Source organism: Pseudomonas sp. NPDC086278, assembly GCF_050280905.1.
Lineage (GTDB): Bacteria > Pseudomonadota > Gammaproteobacteria > Pseudomonadales > Pseudomonadaceae > Aquipseudomonas.
This window is the reverse complement of sequence record NZ_JBNNWE010000113.1, coordinates 1-19225: the sequence shown is the minus strand read 5'-3', so window position 1 is coordinate 19225 and position 19225 is coordinate 1. Positions and strand designations below refer to the sequence as shown.

Here is a 19225-nt window from a genome sequence, read left to right as displayed (position 1 = left end):
CGGACTATTATCAGTGCGAAGTGGCTACAGAATTCAAGCCGCTCGGCACTACCCTGAAGGGGGCACCATGAAAGAGAAAATCCAAAACTGGCTGCATGACCTGGGTGTCGCACTCGGTTTGATCGAACCGCCTCTGCAACCTGTGCCAATTCGTACCGACGACGAACAACGCCGACGCCAGCAACGCCGTCGGTAGATTGCCGACGCGAGAGCTGTGGCAGGCGGGCGACGATACTTGTCGTGGAGCGTGGCTCTTGTGGAGCGGGGCTGTTGTGGCGAAAGGCTGTTGTGGCGAGGGGGCTTGCCCCCGTTCGGCTGCGCAGCAGTCGTAAAGCAAATCGGCAACACGTCAGCCTGATACACATTGGGGTGAATGGTTTTTGGGGCTGCTTCGCAGCCCAACGGGGGCAAGCCCCCTCGCCACAGGCAAGCCCCTCACCACAGACAAGCCCTTCAACCACAGACAAGCCTTTTACCACAGGCAAACCCTTCACCAAAGATATGCCCCTCGCCACAAAAGCCTTCCTGTCATGAATTATCGGTGGATTCGGCAACCCTTCTTAATCCCGTCCGATCCTCACTAAAAACCGACTCAAATCATTCGCCGTCTTAGCGCTTTTGAGCATCCGGTCTTCCTCCGCGGTAAACGCCGTCAGCCCCAATTCATCCTCCAGATGGAAGATCAGGTCTTCGATATCCGCTTTATCCAGTCCCAGCGCCAGGAGGCTGGCGTCATCGTCGAAGTCATCCCGGTCTTCCAGCAGGCGGCTGATGAATTGATGGACGGCGGCACGTACGGCGGCTCTTTTCATGGTCGTTCTTCGAGGGCGTTATTGTTGTTGTCCCTGGCGTTGAGTACAGCAGGCTTCAGCCGTGTGAGCGCTGCCACTCGTCAATCATCGTGCGCAAATGTTCCCCGGAAAAACTGCCGAAATGCCCGCCATGCACGGTGCGGATCGGCAATGCGCGCAAGCGTTGCAAACTGCGCGCGTAGTCATCGAGGTTGGAGTGGTAAGCGTCTTCGATCAGCGGCCCGTCGTAGATAATGTCGCCGCTGAACAAGGTTTCGGTCGCCGCCTCATAGAGGCTGATGCCCCCCGGCGAATGGCCAGGTGTGTGCAGCACTTGCAGCACGCGATTACCCAGATCCAGCACGTCCCCTTCCTCAATCATGCCGGTGGCCGGCGCGGCTTTGACCCGGTATTCGGCGTAGCACAGCGGGCAATCCGGGTGCGCCTCGAACATCTCGTCGCCGACGAACGCCGTAGATAACGTGTTCTCGCCATCCGGCGCAGCGAGGATCTGCGCTTCGGCCGGGTGCACCAGCCGTTCAGGAAACTCATGATGGCCGGCGATATGGTCGAAGTGGCAATGACTGGCCACCGCCACCAATGGCCGCTCGGTGATCCACGGCAGTTGCTCGCGCAGGCTCACCAGCCCCGAACCGCTGTCCAGCAGCAAGTCCTTGTCACGGCCCTGAATGTGCCAGAGGTTGCAGCGATAGAACGGCCGAATGTACGGCTCGTGAATCAGCCGAATGCCGTCGCCCAGGCTTTTGACCTCAAACCACTGATCGCGAGAAACGATCTTCATAAAGGTTTTCTCCAGACGAAAAAAACGGGTGTGGCAACCGACGCCACACCCGTCGAAGAAAGCATCAAGTCGTTATGTTCAGCTTAGATCGCGCTCGCCACTGTGGAAGGGCGGCGAGACATCAGGCTGACCAGCACAAAACTTACCAGACCCACGCCGAGGCTGTAGTAGATCGGGGTGTTGGCATCCAGACCGTCCTTGACCATGAACACCAGCGCCGTGGCGAAGCCCATGCCCATGCTGGCGATGGCGCCAGCGGTGGTCGCGCGTTTCCAGAAGATCGCGCCCATCAGCGGGATCAGCATGCCGCCCACCAACAAGTTGTAAGCCAGGGTCAGGGCGCTGATCACGTCATTCACCACCAACGCGATGCCGAGCACGACGATGCCGGTCAGCAGGGTGAACAGGCGGTTCATGCCCAGGCTCGACGGTTTGCCGCCGCGCAGTTTCGGCAGCAGGTCTTCGGTCAGGGTAGTGGCAGCGGCGAGCAGGCCGGCGCTGGCGGTGGACATCATGGCGGCCAGTGCCGCAGCGATCACCAGGCCACGGATACCGTCCGGCAAGGACAGTTTGACGATGGCGGCGAAGGCGTTGTTGACGTTGTCCAGGTCCGGAATCAGTACGTGCGCGGCCATGCCGATCAGCGCGCAGGCCAGGCCGTAAAGGATGCAGTAGAAACCGGCGACCGTACCGGCATACTGCGCGACTTTCGCCGACTTGACGGTGAACACCCGTTGCCAGATGTCCTGACCGATCAGGATGCCGAAGAAGTAGATCATGAAGTAGGTGATGATCGTGTCCCAGCCGATGGTCGTGAAGCTGAAGTTCGACGCCGGCAGTTTCAACACCAACTCATCCCAGCCGCCGACGCGGTACAGGCAGATCGGCAACAGGATGAACATCAGGCCGACGGTCTTGATCACGAACTGGACGATGTCGGTCAGGGTCAGCGACCACATGCCGCCGATGGCCGAGTAAATCACCACCACGCCACCACCGAGCAATACCGAAATCCAGAACGGCAGGCCGAACAGCACTTGCAGCACGGTGCCGATCGCCAGGATCGAGGTCACGCCGATCATCAACGCATACGCCAGCATGATGATCGCGCTCGCCGAGCGGGCCATCGGGTTGTAGCGTTTTTCCAGGACCTGGGTAACGGTGTAGATCTTCAGTTTTAACAGCGGTTTGGCGAGAAACAGATTCAGCGCCACGATCCCGCAACCCAGTGCGGCGCAGAGCCAGAAACCGGAGATGCCATGCACGTAGCCCAGGCGCACGGTGCCGACGGTGGACGCGCCACCCAGTACGGTGGCGGCCATGGTGCCCATGTACAAGCTTGGGCCGAGGTTGCGACCGGCGACCAAAAAGTCTTCGTTGGTCTTGGCTTTGCGCATGCCGTAGTAGCCGAGTATCAGCATCGCGGCGGCGTAGATCAGTACGACGAATAAATCCAATGCCATGATGGCGTGTCTCCGATTGTCTTTTTTATGGTGAAACAAAGGCGTTTCTGAGGTGCTGCTTTTTGTGGGGGCGGGCTTGCTCGCGAAGGCGTCGTGTCAGTCGACATCAATGTTGCCTGACACACCTCTTTCGCGAGCAAGCCCGCTCCCACAGGGGGTATGCGTTGAATCAGGCGGCTTGGCGCAGCGCCGGTTTACCCAGCGAGTCCGTGCTTCTGCTACGAGCATCGTCCGGCCCAAACACTTCCCGAGGTTCCGGAAACAGGCTCAGCAGCGCCAGGTACACCAGCGAAGCCAGGCCCAACGTCACCGGCAGGCTGATGTCGATGCCGCCGGCCAGATTGCCCAGCACACCGACGAACTGCCCCGGCAGGTTCACGAAGCACAGACCTACCAGCGCACTCGGGATCCAGGCACCCAGACCACGCCAGTTCCAGCCGTGGGAGAACCAGTAGCGGCCACCTTTCTCGCCGCGAGTGAACACTTGCAGGTCATCCGGGCAATAGAAGCCGCGACGCACCACCAGGCCGATGATCATGATCACCATCCATGGCGTGGTGCAGGTGATGATCAGCACGGCGAAGGTTGACACGCTCTGCACCAGGTTCGCCGCAAAGCGCCCGATGAAGATGAAGGCAATCGACATCACGCCGATCAGCAACGTCGCCTTGACCCGCGACAGCACGCGTGGGAAGACGCTGGACATGTCCAGCCCGGTGCCATAGAGCGACGTGGTGCCGGTGGACATGCCGCCGATCACCGCAATCAGGCACACCGGCAGAAAGAACCAGCTCGGCGACACGGCCAGCAAACCGCCGACGTAGTTATTGGCGGCGATGTAGTCCGGTGCCGTGATCGCCACGATGGTCGCGGTGGTCAGGCCGAACAGGAACGGGATGAAGGTCGCGACCTGCGAGATCACTACCGCCGCCATGATCCGGCCTTTCGGCGTCTCGCGCGGGATGTAGCGCGACCAGTCACCGAGGAACGCACCGAAGGAAATCGGATTGCTCATCGCGACCAATGCCGCGCCAATAAACGCGGCCCAGAAACCCGGTTGGCCCATGCTCACGGTGCCGGCGTAGTTCACATCGAACGGCCCCGCGAAGGCGAAGATGCCCAGCAGAAACAGCAGGCTGGCGCTCCACACCGCGATCTTGTTGACCCACAGCAGGAAGCGGAAACCATAGATGCAAACCGTCAATACCAGAATCGCGAACAGACCGTAGGCCAGGCCCAGGGTCAGGTCGGTTTCCGGCAGGCCGATCAAGCGTTTGGCGCCACCGATCAACGCATCGCCCGAACTCCACACCGAGAGCGAGAAGAAAGCGATGGCGGTCAGCAGCGACAGGAACGAACCGACGATCCGCCCGTGCACGCCGAAGTGTGCACCGGAAGACACGGCGTTGTTGGTGCCGTTGATCGGGCCGAACAGACCCATCGGCGCGAGGATCAGCGAACCCAGCAACACGCCCAGCACAATCGCCCAGACGCCCGCCTGGAATGACAGGCCGAACAGCACCGGGAAACTGCCGAGCACGGCGGTGGCAAAGGTGTTGGAACCGCCGAAGATCATCCGGAACAAGTCCGTCGGGCTTGCGGTGCGTTCGCTGTCCGGGATCTGTTCGACCCCGTAGGTTTCAATTTGCGTAAGGCTTTGGTCGTTGTCTTTGTTGTTGTTATTCATGATCTGCTCCGATCATAAAGGCGCGCTCATCGTGTGTGAGCGTCACCTGTTTTGGCTAAGGGGATGGCAGCCCTTCCGGCATTGCGGACAAATGTTCGTGGCAGGCCAGCCATAGGCCTTGTTGTTTTTCGCCAGACGCTTGTTTCTTGAAAACAATCGTCTCGCGCTCCTGGCTGAAGTGTTGCTCCCCTTGCATGCGCAGCTCGGTGGCCACGTCATGGATGAAAATCGCCACGTCACCTTGCAGGCTGACAAAGGCGTTGCTCGACGTGCACGACAGCACTTCGAAGCCATCCTCGGCGCGCCAGTTGTCCCACAACGCCTGATAGGCATCGCGCGACAGCAGGGGCTGTTCGAGGGTGTAGAACACGAAGCTGGCATCGGCGCTGAACGCGCCGAAGTAGGCTTCGCGATCGTTACGGGCAAAGGCCTCCACCAGAGCGGCGGCCGCTTGCAAAACCTGATCGCGCTCGTTCATGGCCAATCCTCAGCGGTGGACCACGCCAGGCAGTACGCAGAGCATTTCGTACAGCAGGTTGGCGGCCAGCAGCGAGGTGTTGCCGGTGGTGTCGTAAGCGGGCGAGACTTCTACCAGATCGCAACCGACCAGATCGAGGCCTTGGCAGCCGCGAACGATTTCAATCGCCTGAATGGTCGTCAGACCGCCGATTTCCGGGGTGCCGGTGCCAGGTGCCCACGCCGGGTCAATGCCGTCGATGTCGAAACTCAGGTACACCGGACCGCCGCCGACTTTTTCGCGAACTTCGGCCATCAACGGCGCCAGGGATTTGTGCCAGCACTCTTCGGCCTGAACCACACGGAAGCCCTGATTGCGGCTCCAGTTGAAGTCGTCGGCGGTGTAGCCCTGGGCGCGCAGACCGATTTGTACCACTCGATCCGGGTCCAGCAGGCCTTCTTCGACGGCGCGACGGAAGGTGGTGCCGTGGGCGATTTTCTCGCCAAACATGTGATCGTTCACATCGGCGTGAGCGTCGATGTGCACCAGGCCGACCTTGCCGTGCTTTTTATGAATGGCACGCAGGATCGGCAGGGTGATGGTGTGGTCGCCGCCCAGGGTCAGCGGGATCACGTCGTGTTCGAGGATGTTGTGGTACGACTCTTCGATGATCCGTACGGCGTCCAGCAGGTTGAAGGTGTTGATCGCTACGTCGCCGATGTCGGCCACCGACAGCGAATCGAACGGCGCAGCGCCGGTCGCCATGTTGTACGGGCGGATCATTACCGATTCAGCGCGGATTTCGCGCGGTCCGAAACGGGTGCCGGGGCGCAGCGAGGTGCCGATGTCCAGCGGCACGCCAATGAAGGCAGCGTCCAGGCCGGCAGCGGTAGGCAAATGGGGGAGTCGCATCATGGTGGCGATGCCGCCGAAGCGCGGCATTTCATTGCCGCCCAGTGGTTGGTGAAGAATCTTGTCCACGGGTAGGGCCTCATCGTCGTTGTTTTATTTATGTCGGCGCGCCGTTTACGGGATAGACGGGCACCGCTGTGGGCCGATTCTGCGAAATGTAGTGCGCGGGAAGAATCGCTACGGGCAAATACTTAGTTCAGGTTTTTCTAAACTAATGCCTGGAGCAGAGATAGACTCGTCTCCATGCGCGAACTACCTGCTGCCTGCCAGTCAGGTGTTGAGCACCGCAACCCATGTGGGAGCGAGCTTGCTCGATCAGTCCGCAATGATTGTGACGGTTAGGCCCTCATCGCGAGCAAGCTCGCTCCCACAGGGATCTGTGTAATTCAAAGTATTGCGTGTTTCGTTGCATTTGGAGTGTCTGATGGCCAACGCTTTACCCGACCTGAAACTGTTGCGCATCTTTGTCAGCGTGGTCCGCCATCAGGGGTTCGCCAACGCCCAGCAAGAGCTCAACCTCTCGACTTCGGCGATCAGCACTTACATGAGCCAGCTCGAAGCGGCGCTGGGCCTGGTACTGTGCCATCGCGGTCGTGGCGGTTTCAGCCTGACCAGCAAAGGCGAGTTGTTCCATCAGGAAACCCTGCGTCTGCTGGGCGAACTCGAAGGCTTCGAGCAGTACGCCGCCGCGCTCAAGGGCGAACTGCGCGGCACGCTGAACCTCGGCGTCATCGACTCCACTGTCAGCGACAAGGCCTTGCCCTTCGCCGAAGCCATCGGCGCCTACAGCCAGGAACACCCTGCGGTGCATTTGCATTTGTCGGTGATGAGCCCGTATGAACTGCAACTCGGCGTGCAGGACAATCGCCTCGACCTGGCCATCGGCGCGTTTTCCACGCGTATGAGCGGCCTGGTCTACATGCCGCTGTACCGCGAACAGCACTGGCTGTATTGCAGCAGCCGCCACCCGTTGTTCACCGAGCGGCGCATCCCCGAGCAAGTCATCACCCAGCAACGCATGGTTGGTCGCGGCTATTGGAGCCAGGCCGAACTGGCGCGCCACGGGTTCAAACACAGCGCCGCGACTGTGGAAAGTATGGAAGCCCAATTGATTCTGGTGCTGTCCGGCGCCTACATCGGTTACCTGCCGGAGCACTATGCTCAGGCCTGGGCCGACAAGGGCGACTTGCGGGTGTTGCTGCCGGCGACGTTCGGTTATCAGGCGCCATTCTCGATGATCGTGCGCCGGGGGCGCAGCCGCGAACCCTTGATCCAGACCTTCCGCGATCTGCTCAAAGCACAACTGAACCAGGCTTGAAACCATGTCCAGAATCCACTGCCCGCGCTGCCGGCGCCCACAAACCCATTGCCTCTGCCCGCTGATCCCCAACCTTGACAGCCGCACTCGGGTGTTGCTGTTGCAGCATCCAAGCGAAGTGAACCATGCGTTGAACACCGCGCGGTTGGCGGCGTTAGGGTTGAACAATGCCGAGCTGATTGTCGGCGAGGTGTTCGAGGATTTGCCGGCGCTGTTGAATCAGCCGGGGTATCAGGCGCGTTTGTTGTTCCCGGCCGAAGAGGCGCAACCGTTGCAGGCTGGCACCGGCAATGACCAGCCGTTATTGCTGGTCGTCCCGGACGGCACCTGGCGCAAGGCGCGCAAGATGTTGCACCTCAATCCGCTGCTGGCGGCATTGCCTCGGGTGACTTTGCCGCAGGGCGGTGTGTCGCGGTATCGGCTGCGCAAGGCACCGGGGCCTGGGGCGTTGTCGACGATAGAGGCGATTGTGCAGGCGTTGCAGACGCTGGAAGCGCCGACGAATTTCGAGGCGTTGTTGAAACCGTTCGAGGCATTGATCGAGGGGCAGATTGCGGCGATGGGGGAAGAGACCTTCCAGCGTAACCATGGGCCGAAATAGTCGTTGCTTGTGAGGGCCTCTTCGCGAGCAAGCCCGCTCCCACAGGGGGATCGCATTTTCCCTTAAAGAAACACGATCAACCGTGGGAGCGGGCTTGCTCGCGAAAGCGGCAGAACAATCACAAAAAATCCAACTACCAGCTAACGCTCACGCATCGCCTCAGTCCGCACTTTCAGCAGGCAATCCACCACCCTTTTCTCCACTGGCGATCACGTTTCCCTTGAAGAAACACGGTCAACCGTGGGAGCGGGCTTGCTCGCGAAAGCGGCAGAACAATCACAAAAAATCCCAACTACCAGCTAACGCTCACGCATCGCCTCGGTCCGCGCTTTGAGCACCGGTTTCAACAGGTAATCCAGCACACTTTTCTCTCCGGTAATGATGTCCACCGTCGCCACCATCCCCGGAATGATCAGCAACGGTTTCACATCCCCGCCCAAGTGGTTCTTGTCGGTGCGGACCTGAATCAGATAAAAGCTGTTGCCCTTGTCATCGGTAATCGTGTCCGCCCCGATCAACTCCAGCTTGGCGCTCAACCCGCCGTAAATCGTGTAGTCATACGCGCTGAACTTGACCATCGCTTTCTGCCCCGGGTGCAGGAACGCCACGTCCTGCGGCCGCACCTTGGCTTCGATCAGCAGGTTGTCTTCCAGCGGCACGATTTCCACCATGTCGCTGCCCGGCTGAACCACGCCACCGATGGTGTTGACCTTCAGCACCTTGATGATCCCGTGCACCGGCGACACCACCGTCGTGCGTGATACACGGTCATCGATGGCAATGCTCGATGCGGTGATTTTCGACAGGTCGGTGCGTTTCTCATTCAACTCTTTGGCGGCGTCCGAACGGAAGGATTGTTCCGATTCGTCGATCTTGCTTTTGATCTCGTTGATCGCCGATTCCGCCCGGGGAATTGCCAGCGTCGTCGCGTTCAGCGAGCCGCGAATCTCCACCGCACTGCGTTTGAGTCGCAGGATTTCCACTGGCGACACCGCCCCCGTGCCTACCAGCGGCGTCGACATGTTCATCTCTTCTTGCAGCAGCGCCAGGCTGGAACTGAATTGCCCCTGTTTGGAGCGGAACTCCGCCAGTTCCTGGGTTTTTTGCCGAAGTTGTTCACTCAGCGTGCGTTGTTCACTGGCCAGCCGACGCTGGCGCTGATCGAACAACGAACGTTCGTCCTCAGCCACTTGCGGCGCCTTGGCAATCACTTCTTCTGACAGCTTGAACGGCCGCCCCTCGGCCTCCGCTGACAGTCGCTCGACCTGCGCGGTCAACGCATAACGGTCGGCTTCGCTCTCGCCCTTGTTCGACAGAAACCGCGTGTCATCCAGGCGCAGCAGCGTGTCGCCCTTGTTCACCATTTGCCCTTCGCGTACGAAGATTTCGGTAACGATGCCGCCTTCCAGGTTCTGGATCACCTGCACCTTGCTCGACGGAATCGCCTTGCCTTCGCCCATGGTGACTTCCTGCAACACCGCGAACTTGGCCCAGATCACCGCGCTGATAATCAGCCCGGCAGCCAGCCACACGGTGATCCGCGACCAGCGCGGAGAATCCTGCAACGAGGCACCGGCGGTTTCCGGCATGAATTCGCTTTCGGCGCTTTTGCTGAAACTGCCGAAGTAACCCCGGTTGTGTGATTTGTCCGACGATGAACGGGCCATGGGGCGCTCCTAGACAGCCGCAGAGCCGACGCGGCCCTTGCGCAGTGCATCGATGACTGCTTCCTTCGGACCGTCGGCGACGATCCGCCCGTTGTCGAGCACCACCAGCCGGTCCACCAGGCTGAGCATCGAGGTGCGGTGGGTCACCAGCAGCAAGGTTTTGCCCTGGACCCAACTGTGGAGTTTCTGCCGCAAGATGTCTTCGCTGCTGTTGTCCATCGCGCTGGTCGGTTCGTCGAGCAGCATGATCGGCGGGTCGAGCAACAAGGCTCGCGCCAGCAACACCGCCTGACGCTGACCGCCGGACAGCAACTGCCCGCGCTCGCCGACCGGGCGATCAAACCCTTGCGGGTGCTGGCGTGCCAGCTCGGTGACGCCGGTCAGTTCGGCGACTTCGAGCATTCTGGAGTCGCTGATGTAGCGGGCGCCGAGGGTCAGGTTGTCGCGCAGGCTGCCCGCCAGCAGCGGCAGGTCGTGGGCGACGTAGCCGATCTGTTGGCGCAAATCGGCGACGTCCAGTTGCCGCAAGTCCAGACCGTCGAGCAACAGTTGGCCTTCCTCCGGCGCATAAAAACCCATGACCAACCGCGCCAACGTGCTTTTACCCGAACCGCTGCGCCCGATGATGCCGATGCGTTCGCCCGGCTTCATGCTGAAACTGACGTTAGCCAGCGCGGGGGCGCTCTGGCCGTTGTAGTGGAACGTCACGCCGCTGACTTCGAGCGCGCCTTGCAATTGCGTGCGCTCCAGTGGCCGCTGCCGGGCGTCGCGTTCCTGCGGCAAGCCCATCAGCGCATCGGTGCTTTTCATCGTCAGTTGCGCTTGCTGATAGCGCGTGATCAACCCGGCGATCTGCCCCAGTGGCGCCAGTACCCGGCTGCCGAGCATGTAGGTCGCCACCAGCGCGCCGACGCTGAGGTTGCCGGCGATGATGCTGTAGACCCCGGCGACGATGGTCGCCATGCCGGAGAACTGCTGGATGAACAGCGTGCCGTTGGTGGCCAGCGCCGAGAGGTTGCGCGCATGGCTGTCGAGGCGGGTGAGGGCGCCGTGGGTGCTCTCCCACTTGTGCTGGCGCTCACTTTCGGCGCTGCACGCCTTGAGGGTTTCCAGGCCGCCGAGGGTTTCAATCAGCAGGGCCTGGCGTTCGGCGCCGAGGCTGAGGCTTTTTTGCACGGTGTCGCGCAGACGTACCTGGATCGCCATCGCAAACATGATGGTCAGCGGGAACGCCAGCAGCGGAATCACCACCAGCCAGCCGCCCAGCAAGCCAATGACCACCAGCATCAGTACGGCGAAGGGCAGGTCGATCAGGCTGGTCAGCGTGACCGCCGTGAGGAATTCGCGCAGGCCCTGGAAGTCGTGGATGCTTTGGGCGAAACCACCGATGGTCGCCGGGCGTGCCTTCATCGACATGCCGGTAATGCGTTCAAATAAAGTCGCGGACAGGATGACGTCGGTTTTTTTGCCGGCGGTGTCCAGCAAGTGCGCGCGGACCACCCGCAACGCCAGTTCGAAACCGGTGCCGATCAACAGGCCGATCGACAGCACCCACAAAGTTGACGTGGCCTGGTTCGGCACCACGCGGTCGTAGGTCTGCATGACGAACAGCGGCACCATCAGCCCCAGCAGGTTGATCAGGAAACTCGCCAGAATCGCATCGCTGTACAGCCATTTCGACAGTTTCAGCGTGTCGCGAAACCACGCTTCGACGCGCGGCACCAGTGGCGAGCGCAGGTCTTCAAGTTCATGGCGTGGCCGGGCGAACAACGCCTGGCCAGTGTAATTTTCGGTCAGTTCTTCGCGGCTGACCCACTGTTCGCCGCCGTCGGCTTCACTCGGCAGAATCAGCAACTGACCGTCGTCGCCGAAGCGGCGCAGGATGGCCGTGCGGCCATTGTCGAGCAGCAGCATGATCGGCAGGTTCAGCGGAGAGATGTCCGCCAGGTCGCGGCGCAGCAAGCGCGCCTGCAAACCGGCCCGGGCCGCTGCGCGGGGCAGCAGGTCCAGGCTCAGGCGTTGTTTGTTCAGTGGCAGCCCGGCACTCAGGCTGGCGCGACTGACCGTCGCGCCGTGGAGTTTGCAGAGGATCAACAGACCGTCCAGAAGCGGGTCATCGAAGCTCAGCCGGGGATCGACACCTGTGTTGCCGGATTCCATGCTGGTCAAATTGATCGCTCCTGATGGCAGAGGTAACAACACATCGCCCGGCGTAGGAGGTGCCGCAGGCGGCGATCTTTTGATTTTTTCAAGATCAGAAGGTCGCCGCCTGAGGCAGCTCCTACGGGAGTTATTTCAGTTCAGGCAAGCGTGCTTCGCTTTTGACTTCCGAGGAGGCGATCGCGTCGGCGGGCAGCACCACCCGTTGTTTGCTCAGCAACTCGCCCATGTTCGCCAGCACGCGATACATCGAGTATTCCTCGGTGTAGCGCACTTCGGTGTAGCGGCGGTTGGCGTTGTAGAGCTCGTTTTCGCTGTCGAGCAAGTCGAGCAGGGTCCGTTGGCCGAGGCCGAACTGATCCTGATAAGCCACGCGTACGCGTTTGCTGGTTTCGGCGTATTCGCGGGCGGTCGGCGTCTGCTTCTTCGCATTGACCATGGCGTTCCAGGCCAGGTGAATGTTTTCGTTGAGCTGACGCAGGGCGTTGTTTCGAATGTCCATCGCCTGGTTGATCTGGTGCGCATCGGAGGCCAGTCGCGCCTTGTCGCTGCCGCCACGGAACAGGTTGTAGTTCATCACGATGCCCACGCGCCATTCGTTGTCGTGGCCTTCATCGCCTTGCACGTTGTTGTTCGCGCCGACGGCCGCTTCGGCGTCGAAACGCGGATAGAACGGCGACTTCGCCACTTCGTACTGGCTTTCGGCGGATTGCACGTCAGCCTGGGCGGATTTCAGATACGGGTTGTTTTCGACCATGCTTTCCTGGGCTTCAGGCAGGGTGGTCGGCAACTCGCCGCGGATCGACGGTGGGGTTTCGAGTTCATCGGGCAGGCGTCCGACCACGGCGTAGAAGTTCGACTCGGCGTCCGCCAGGTCGACTTCGGCGGTGTCGAGGTTGTTTTGCGCCAATGCGCGGCGTGCGCCGGACTGGTCGGAGTCGGCGTTGCTGCCGACGCCACGCTGGGTGCGCAGGCCGATCTGGTCGTTGACGCGCAAGTGCGCTTGCAGGTTGTTGGTGGCCAGGGTCACCAGTTCGCGGCGCTTGAGCACTTCGAGGTAGACCTCGATGGTGCGCAGGGCCAGGTCCTGAGCGGTGCCTTGTGCGTAATAGGCACGGGAGTTGACCACGCCTTTGGTGCGTTCGACTTCGTTCGCGGTGTTGAACCCGTCGAAGATCATCTGCCGCAGGCGCAGCTCGGACTGGGTGTAGTTGAGGATTCGGGTGTCGTGATTGCCGAACGCCCGGGTGTTGGTGTTATCGCTGTACCCGCGCCCGTAGGCGGCGTTCAAATCGACGGATGGATAGAAGCCCCCTTTGGCGACTTTCACTTGCTCATCCGCGGACAGGCGCGCGTCTACACGCGAGGCCAGTTCCGGGTGAGTCGCAATTGTGCTTTGAATGGCATCGGTCAACGACATGGCTTGGGCGTTGGATGTGCAGGCCATGGCCAGCAGAACCGCGCTGCAAAGGGGGGTTAAAACGCGCATGGGTGCATCTCCCTGAATTCCTGATGGTGCTTATCAGTCGCCATTTATTTGACGGCATTTATAGGTAAAACCGTTTCACTCTTGTAACAACAGAGCTAAGAACATTCTAGAGCGGAGCTAAGAAATATTTCTCATAGATCTTATTCCAAAAAAAACTTATGCGCTCTGCAAAATCCAGCACATTGTTCATCTCGAAAGCCTTTGATTTACGAGCGTTAGGGCGCTTGCAAGGGGTTGAGGAAAGTTCCACCCACTTATCGACATAGGGCGAAGAAGTGCTGGAGGGGAGGGAAGCGGGATGTTTCTGAGGCGACGGTTTTTTGTCGTTTGACTGCTTCAGAACCATTACGCATTGCTCACAGGGCAAGTTGCTGCGCTAAAAAGGATCCCGATGTAGTTGATTCAACTGGGGTTTTATCCAAAAAAGCGGCACTTCTCGCCCATGGGCATCACGCTTGGCGAGTCCATCGCCAGGGCCTGGGTTTACCAAGGTAAGCCCGTCCTGAAAGCGATCCGCCGGGCGACTTGTCCGAGCCATGAGCACGTTCTTCGCTAAAAACAGGGTGCCGACAGCGGTTGGCAGCGGAGGAAATGCACATGGCTACGCTCATCGGTATCGTCAGTAAAGTCATTGGTCAGGTGTTCGCGGTGGCGAGCGACGGCACACGCCGCGCACTCATCGAGGGCGATCGATTGTTCGCCGGCGATCAATTGGTCACCGGGGCCGAAGGCGCGGTGGCGGTGCATCTGCAAAATGGCCAGGAACTGACCCTGGGACGTGGCAGCAGCCTGCAAATGAGTCCCCATCTCCTCGCCAACGAATCGCCGCACGTGGGTACTTCAGAGGCGGTAACGCCCAGCGAAGCGCAACTGACCGATGTCGAGCAACTGCAAAAAGCCATCGCGGCGGGCGCTGACCCGACGCAGACCGGCGAAGCCACGGCGGCGGGGCCAAGCTTCACCGGGGCTCCAACGGGGGCGCAAGGCGGCGGGCACAGTTTTGTGATGCTGGAAGAAGTGGGCGGCAAGGTTGATCCGACAATTGGCTTCCCGACGGCGGGATTCAATGGCATTCCCGAATTCCCCGAGTTTCGGTTCGACGCCGTCGTCCAGAACGACGATGGCACTCCGGCCGTTATCGCCCCCCCTCCAGCAGTCGCGGTCAACAATCCGGTCACCCTCAATGGCCTGTCAGTGGTGGGCGGCGAACTGACCCTCAACGAAGCAAACCTTTCCGACGGTTCTGCGGCCAATCCGGGAGCGCTGACTCAAAACGGCATCTTCACCGTGACGGCGCCGGACGGCCTGACCAGCCTGAGCATTGGCGGTATCAACGTCATCACCGGCGGCGTGGCCATCGGTTTTCCGCAATCAATCACCACCCAGCTGGGCAACACCCTGACCATCAACAGCTACAACCCGGCCACCGGTGCGGTCAGCTACAGCTACACCCTCAACGGCAATGACACCCATGCGGCCGGCGACGGTGCCAACAACCTCAGCGAACAATTCACCGTGGTCGCCGGTGATTCCAATGGCGACACCGCCACCGGCACGCTGGACGTGAACATCACTGACGACGTGCCCAAAGCGGTCGACGACAGCAACGCCAACACCGCTTCGGAAACCCTGCTGACCCTGACCGGCAGCGTGCTGCCCAACGACACCCAGGGCGCCGACCGAATTGCAACCGGCCCCGACAGCGGCCCGATCATCGGCGGCACCTTCACCGGGACGTACGGCACGCTGGTGCTCAACCCCAACGGCACGTACACCTACACCTTGAATACCAGCGACCCCGACTTCAAAAACCTGCACGGCGGTGGCAGCGGCACGGAAACGTTTACCTACACCCTGACCGATTCCGATGGCGACACCAGCACCGCAAACCTGGTGCTGCAGATCCACAACAACGATGACACGGTGACCATCGGCGGCCTCAACGTCGAAGGCGGCGAGCTGACGGTCTTCGAGAAGAACCTGACCCTGGGCAGCGCCCCGGATTCCACCGCGCTGACCCAAAACGGCACGTTCACCATCACCGCCCTCGATGGCGTGCAAACCCTGGATGTCGGCGGTATTCATGTGGTGGTCGGCGGCGTTTCCGCAGGTTTCCCGCAAACCATCGTCACCCCGCTGGGCAGCACCTTGACCATCACCGGGTTCGACAGCGCCACCGGCGTGGTCAGTTACAGCTACACCCTGGCGGAGAACGAGGCGCATGCGACCGGCAACGGCGCGAACACGCTTCCCGAGCAATTCGCCGTCACCGTGGTCGATGACAACGGCACCACCGCCAATGCCACGCTCGACGTCAACATCGTCGACGATGTGCCCAAAGCGGTGGACGACAGCAACGCCGGCACCGCTTCGGAAACCCTGCTGACCCTCAACGGCAACGTGCTGACCAACGACGTGCAAGGTGCCGACCGCGTGACCGTCGGCGAGAATGCCGGGCCGATCACACCGGGCACCTTCACCGGGACTTACGGCACCTTGGTGCTGAACGCCAACGGCACATACACCTACACCCTGAATACCAGCGACACCGATTTCAAAAACCTGCACGGCGGTGGCAACGGCACTGAGAACTTCACCTACACCATCACCGATTCCGACGGCGATACCAGCACCGCGACCCTGGTGCTGCAAATCCACAACAACGACGACCCGGTGACCATCGGCGGCCTCAACGTCGAAGGCGGCGAGCTGACGGTCTTCGAGAAAAACCTGACCCTGGGCAGTGCCCCGGATTCCACCGCGTTGACCCAAAACGGCACGTTCACCATCACCGCGCTCGACGGCGTGCAAACCCTGGATGTCGGCGGTATTCATGTGGTGGTCGGCGGCGTTTCCGCAGGTTTCCCGCAAAGCCTTGTCACGGCGTTGGGCAACACGCTGACCATCACCGGGTTCGACAGCGCCACGGGAGTGGTGAGCTACAGCTACACGTTGACGGGTAACGATGCCCACCCAACCGCTAACGGCGCGAACACGCTTCCCGAGCAATTCGCCGTCACCGTGGTCGATGACAACGGCACCACCGCCAATGCGAGCCTTGACGTGAATGTTGTCGACGACGTGCCAAAAGCGGTGGACGACAGCAACGCCGGCACTGCCTCGGAAACCCTGTTGACGCTCAACGGCAACGTGCTGACAAACGACGTGCAAGGTGCCGACCGCGTGGCCACCGGTCCAAGCGTCGGGCCAGTCACACCGGGCACCTTCACCGGGACTTACGGCACCTTGGTGCTGAACGCCAACGGCACGTACACCTACACCCTGAATACCAGCGACACCGACTTCAAAAACCTGCACGGCGGTGGCAACGGCACTGAGAACTTCACCTACACCATCACCGACTCCGACGGCGATACCAGCACCGCGACCCTGGTGCTGCAAATCCACAACAACAACGACCCGGTCACCCTCAACGGCCTCGACGTGGCGGGCGGTGAACTGACCGTCTACGAAAAAAACCTCAGCGACGGCACCAGCCCGAATACACCGGCCCTGACCCAAAGCGGCACCTTCACCGTCACCGCCCTTGATGGCCTGCAAACCCTCGATGTCGGCGGTATTCATGTGGTGGTCGGTGGCGTCGCTGCCGGGTTCCCGCAATCGATCGTCACGCCGCTCGGCAGCACGCTGACCGTCACCGGTTACAACGCGACCACCGGCGTCGTCAGTTACACCTACACGCTGGTGGACAACGAAAGCCATCCAACCGGCAACGGTGCCAACAGCATCACCGAAAACTTCAACGTGGTGGCGACGGACACCGACGGCAGCACCGCGACCAACCAAATCAACGTCAACATTGTCGACGACCTGCCGACCGCCAATCCGGACCACACGTCGGTGGCGGAAGGCGCGACGGTCTCGGGCAACGTCCTGGATAACGACATCGGCGGTGCCGACGGCCCGGCGCTGACCGGTGCAGTGGTGGGCGTGCGCGCGGGTGGCGACACCTCGACCTCGGCCATTGGTGGCCTCGGTACGCACATCAACGGCACTTACGGTTACCTGACCCTGGATGCCAACGGCAACGCGAGTTATCACAGCACCCCGAACGGAGTCAGCGGGCCGGGCGCGACCGACGTGTTCACCTACACCGTGCGCGATGCCGACGGCGATGAAAGCACCACCACCATCACCATCGACGTTTCCAACAGCTGCATCACAGCGGTCAGCGATACCGACGTGACCGTCTACGAAAAAGCCCTGGACCTGACCAAGGACGGGCAAGACCTGGCGGCCGGCACCGTGATCGGCAGTGACCCGGGCAATACCGGCGAAACCGCTACGGGCACGCTGGTGGGTTCGGTCACCGGCGCCACGGGGGCGATCACTTACACTCTGGTCGGTAGCGCCACCGGTAACTATGGCCAGATTCAGCTCAACGCCAACGGGACTTACACCTACACCCTGACATCGCCAGCGACCACCACGCCGCACGCCAACGATGGTGCGAATGCGCTGACCGAAAGTTTCACCTATCAGGCCACCGATTCGCTCGGCAACAGCACCACCAGCATCATCGTGGTGAAGATCATCGATGACGTGCCCAAAGCGGTGAACGACGCCAACGTGAACAGCGCCTCGGAAAACGCGGTGACCCTCACCGGCAACGTGCTGACCAACGACGTCCAGGGCGCCGACCACGTGGCGACCGGCCCCAATGCCGGACCGATCACGCCCGCGACGCTCACTGGCACTTACGGCACGCTGGTGCTGAACGCTAACGGCACGTACACCTACACCCTGAATGCCAATGATGCCGACTTCAAAAACCTGCACGGCGGCGGCAACGGCACCGAGACTTTCACCTACACCCTGACCGATGCCGACGGCGACACCAGCACCGCCAACCTGGTGTTGAACATCCATAACGACAACGATCCGGTGGTGCTCAAAGGCCTCGACGTCGCGGGCGGTGAACTGACCGTCTACGAGAAAAACCTCAGCGACGGCACCAGCCCGAACACACCGGCCCTGACCCAGAGCGGCACCTTCACCGTGACCGCGCTGGACGGTCTGCAAACCCTCGATGTCGGCGGCGTTCATGTGGTGGTCGGTGGCGTGGCGGCGGGCTTCCCGCAATCGATCGTCACCGCGCTCGGCAGCACGCTGACCATCACCGGCTACAACCCGGCGACCGGCGTGGTCAGTTACAGCTACACGCTGGTGGACAACGAAACCCATCCGACCGCCAACGGCGCCAACAGCATCACCGAAAACTTCAACGTGGTGGCGACAGACACCGACGGCAGCACCGCGACCGGTCAGATCAACGTCAACATCGTCGATGACCTGCCCACCGCTGCGCCGAACACCGCCACCGCCGCTGAAGGTGCAACGGTCAACATCAGCGTGCTCGGCAACGACGTGTTCGGGGCCGACGGCGCCGCAGCCGGTGGCGCCGTAGTGGGCGTGCGCGCCGGCAGCGACACCGCGACCTCGGCGGTCGGTGGCCTGGGCACCAACATCAACGGCACCTACGGTTACCTGACCCTCGATGCGGCGGGCAACGCCGTGTACCACAGCAACCCGAACTCGGTCGGCGCGGCGGGCGCAACCGATACCTTCACCTACACCATTCGCGATTCCGATGGCGATGAAAGCACCACCACCATCACCATCAACGTCACCGACAGTGGCCTCAAAGCCGTGGTCGATCAGGACGTCACGGTCTACGAAAAAGCCCTCGACCTGAATCAGGACGGCCAGGACCTGGCGCCCGGCACCGTCACCGGCAGCGACCCGACCAATACCGGCGAAACCGCCACCGGCACACTGGTCGGTTCCGTCACCGGCGCCACCGGTGCGATCACTTACACTCTGGTCGGCAGCGCCACTGGCAGCTACGGCCAACTGC

General features: G+C 61.2%; 13 protein-coding genes. 4 read left to right on the top strand and 9 right to left on the bottom strand.

Annotated elements, in window-relative coordinates; genetic code table 11:
* Nucleotides 1-67 precede the first annotated feature (67 nt).
* Entirely contained in the window at nucleotides 68-196 is a 129-nt protein-coding gene (locus ACQKP4_RS25245; protein WP_007914492.1) for a PA1414 family protein, read from the top strand.
* A gap of 364 nt (nucleotides 197-560) precedes the next feature.
* On the opposite strand, the gene ACQKP4_RS25240 is transcribed toward ACQKP4_RS25245, so the two are convergent.
* The 6 genes from ACQKP4_RS25240 to speB all read right to left on the bottom strand — a co-directional run bounded on the left by ACQKP4_RS25240 (nucleotide 561) and on the right by speB (nucleotide 6181).
* Entirely contained in the window at nucleotides 561-812 is a 252-nt protein-coding gene (locus ACQKP4_RS25240; protein WP_427636595.1) for an acyl carrier protein, read from the bottom strand.
* A 55-nt stretch (nucleotides 813-867) separates the two neighbouring features.
* On the bottom strand, nucleotides 868-1593 hold the full coding sequence (locus tag ACQKP4_RS25235) for an MBL fold metallo-hydrolase (RefSeq protein ID WP_427636594.1): 726 nt from the start codon (nucleotides 1591-1593) through the stop codon (nucleotides 868-870).
* A gap of 83 nt (nucleotides 1594-1676) precedes the next feature.
* Nucleotides 1677-3056: a sodium:solute symporter gene (locus tag ACQKP4_RS25230; RefSeq protein WP_427636592.1), complete on the bottom strand. Its 1380-nt coding sequence runs from the start codon at nucleotides 3054-3056 to the stop codon at nucleotides 1677-1679.
* A 169-nt stretch (nucleotides 3057-3225) separates the two neighbouring features.
* Nucleotides 3226-4743 (bottom strand): purine-cytosine permease family protein, encoded by a 1518-nt coding sequence (locus ACQKP4_RS25225; RefSeq protein ID WP_427636590.1) that lies wholly within the window; start codon nucleotides 4741-4743, stop codon nucleotides 3226-3228.
* A 55-nt stretch (nucleotides 4744-4798) separates the two neighbouring features.
* On the bottom strand, nucleotides 4799-5221 hold the full coding sequence (locus tag ACQKP4_RS25220; RefSeq protein ID WP_427636588.1) for a YybH family protein: 423 nt from the start codon (nucleotides 5219-5221) through the stop codon (nucleotides 4799-4801).
* Nucleotides 5222-5230: 9 nt separating this feature from the next.
* Entirely contained in the window at nucleotides 5231-6181 is a 951-nt protein-coding gene (speB, locus tag ACQKP4_RS25215) for an agmatinase (RefSeq protein ID WP_427636587.1), read from the bottom strand.
* 355 nt (nucleotides 6182-6536) lie between these two features.
* Between speB and ACQKP4_RS25210 the strand changes: the two genes are divergently transcribed.
* Together ACQKP4_RS25210 and ACQKP4_RS25205 are read left to right on the top strand one after the other, a co-directional pair.
* The gene (locus ACQKP4_RS25210; protein WP_007945995.1) at nucleotides 6537-7430 is read left to right on the top strand and encodes a LysR family transcriptional regulator; all 894 of its coding nucleotides are present in this window, start codon (nucleotides 6537-6539) and stop codon (nucleotides 7428-7430) included.
* 4 nt (nucleotides 7431-7434) lie between these two features.
* Nucleotides 7435-8031 (top strand): tRNA-uridine aminocarboxypropyltransferase, encoded by a 597-nt coding sequence (locus ACQKP4_RS25205; protein ID WP_427636585.1) that lies wholly within the window; start codon nucleotides 7435-7437, stop codon nucleotides 8029-8031.
* A gap of 299 nt (nucleotides 8032-8330) precedes the next feature.
* Here ACQKP4_RS25205 and ACQKP4_RS25200 read toward each other — a convergent pair whose 3' ends face one another.
* The 3 genes from ACQKP4_RS25200 to ACQKP4_RS25190 form a co-directional block, all read right to left on the bottom strand.
* Nucleotides 8331-9698 carry an HlyD family type I secretion periplasmic adaptor subunit gene (locus ACQKP4_RS25200; RefSeq protein WP_427636583.1) on the bottom strand — a complete coding sequence of 456 codons (1368 nt, stop codon included), beginning with the start codon at nucleotides 9696-9698 and terminating at the stop codon, nucleotides 8331-8333.
* A 9-nt stretch (nucleotides 9699-9707) separates the two neighbouring features.
* Complete coding sequence (locus tag ACQKP4_RS25195) at nucleotides 9708-11867, bottom strand: type I secretion system permease/ATPase (protein WP_427636582.1); 2160 nt, start codon at nucleotides 11865-11867, stop codon at nucleotides 9708-9710.
* Nucleotides 11868-11988: 121 nt separating this feature from the next.
* On the bottom strand, nucleotides 11989-13347 hold the full coding sequence (locus ACQKP4_RS25190) for a TolC family outer membrane protein (RefSeq protein ID WP_427636580.1): 1359 nt from the start codon (nucleotides 13345-13347) through the stop codon (nucleotides 11989-11991).
* Between the two features lie 597 nt (nucleotides 13348-13944).
* Here ACQKP4_RS25190 and ACQKP4_RS25185 point away from each other — a divergent pair.
* Nucleotides 13945-19225: retention module-containing protein (locus ACQKP4_RS25185; RefSeq protein WP_427636579.1), on the top strand; the 5281-nt coding region annotated here is incomplete at its 3' end.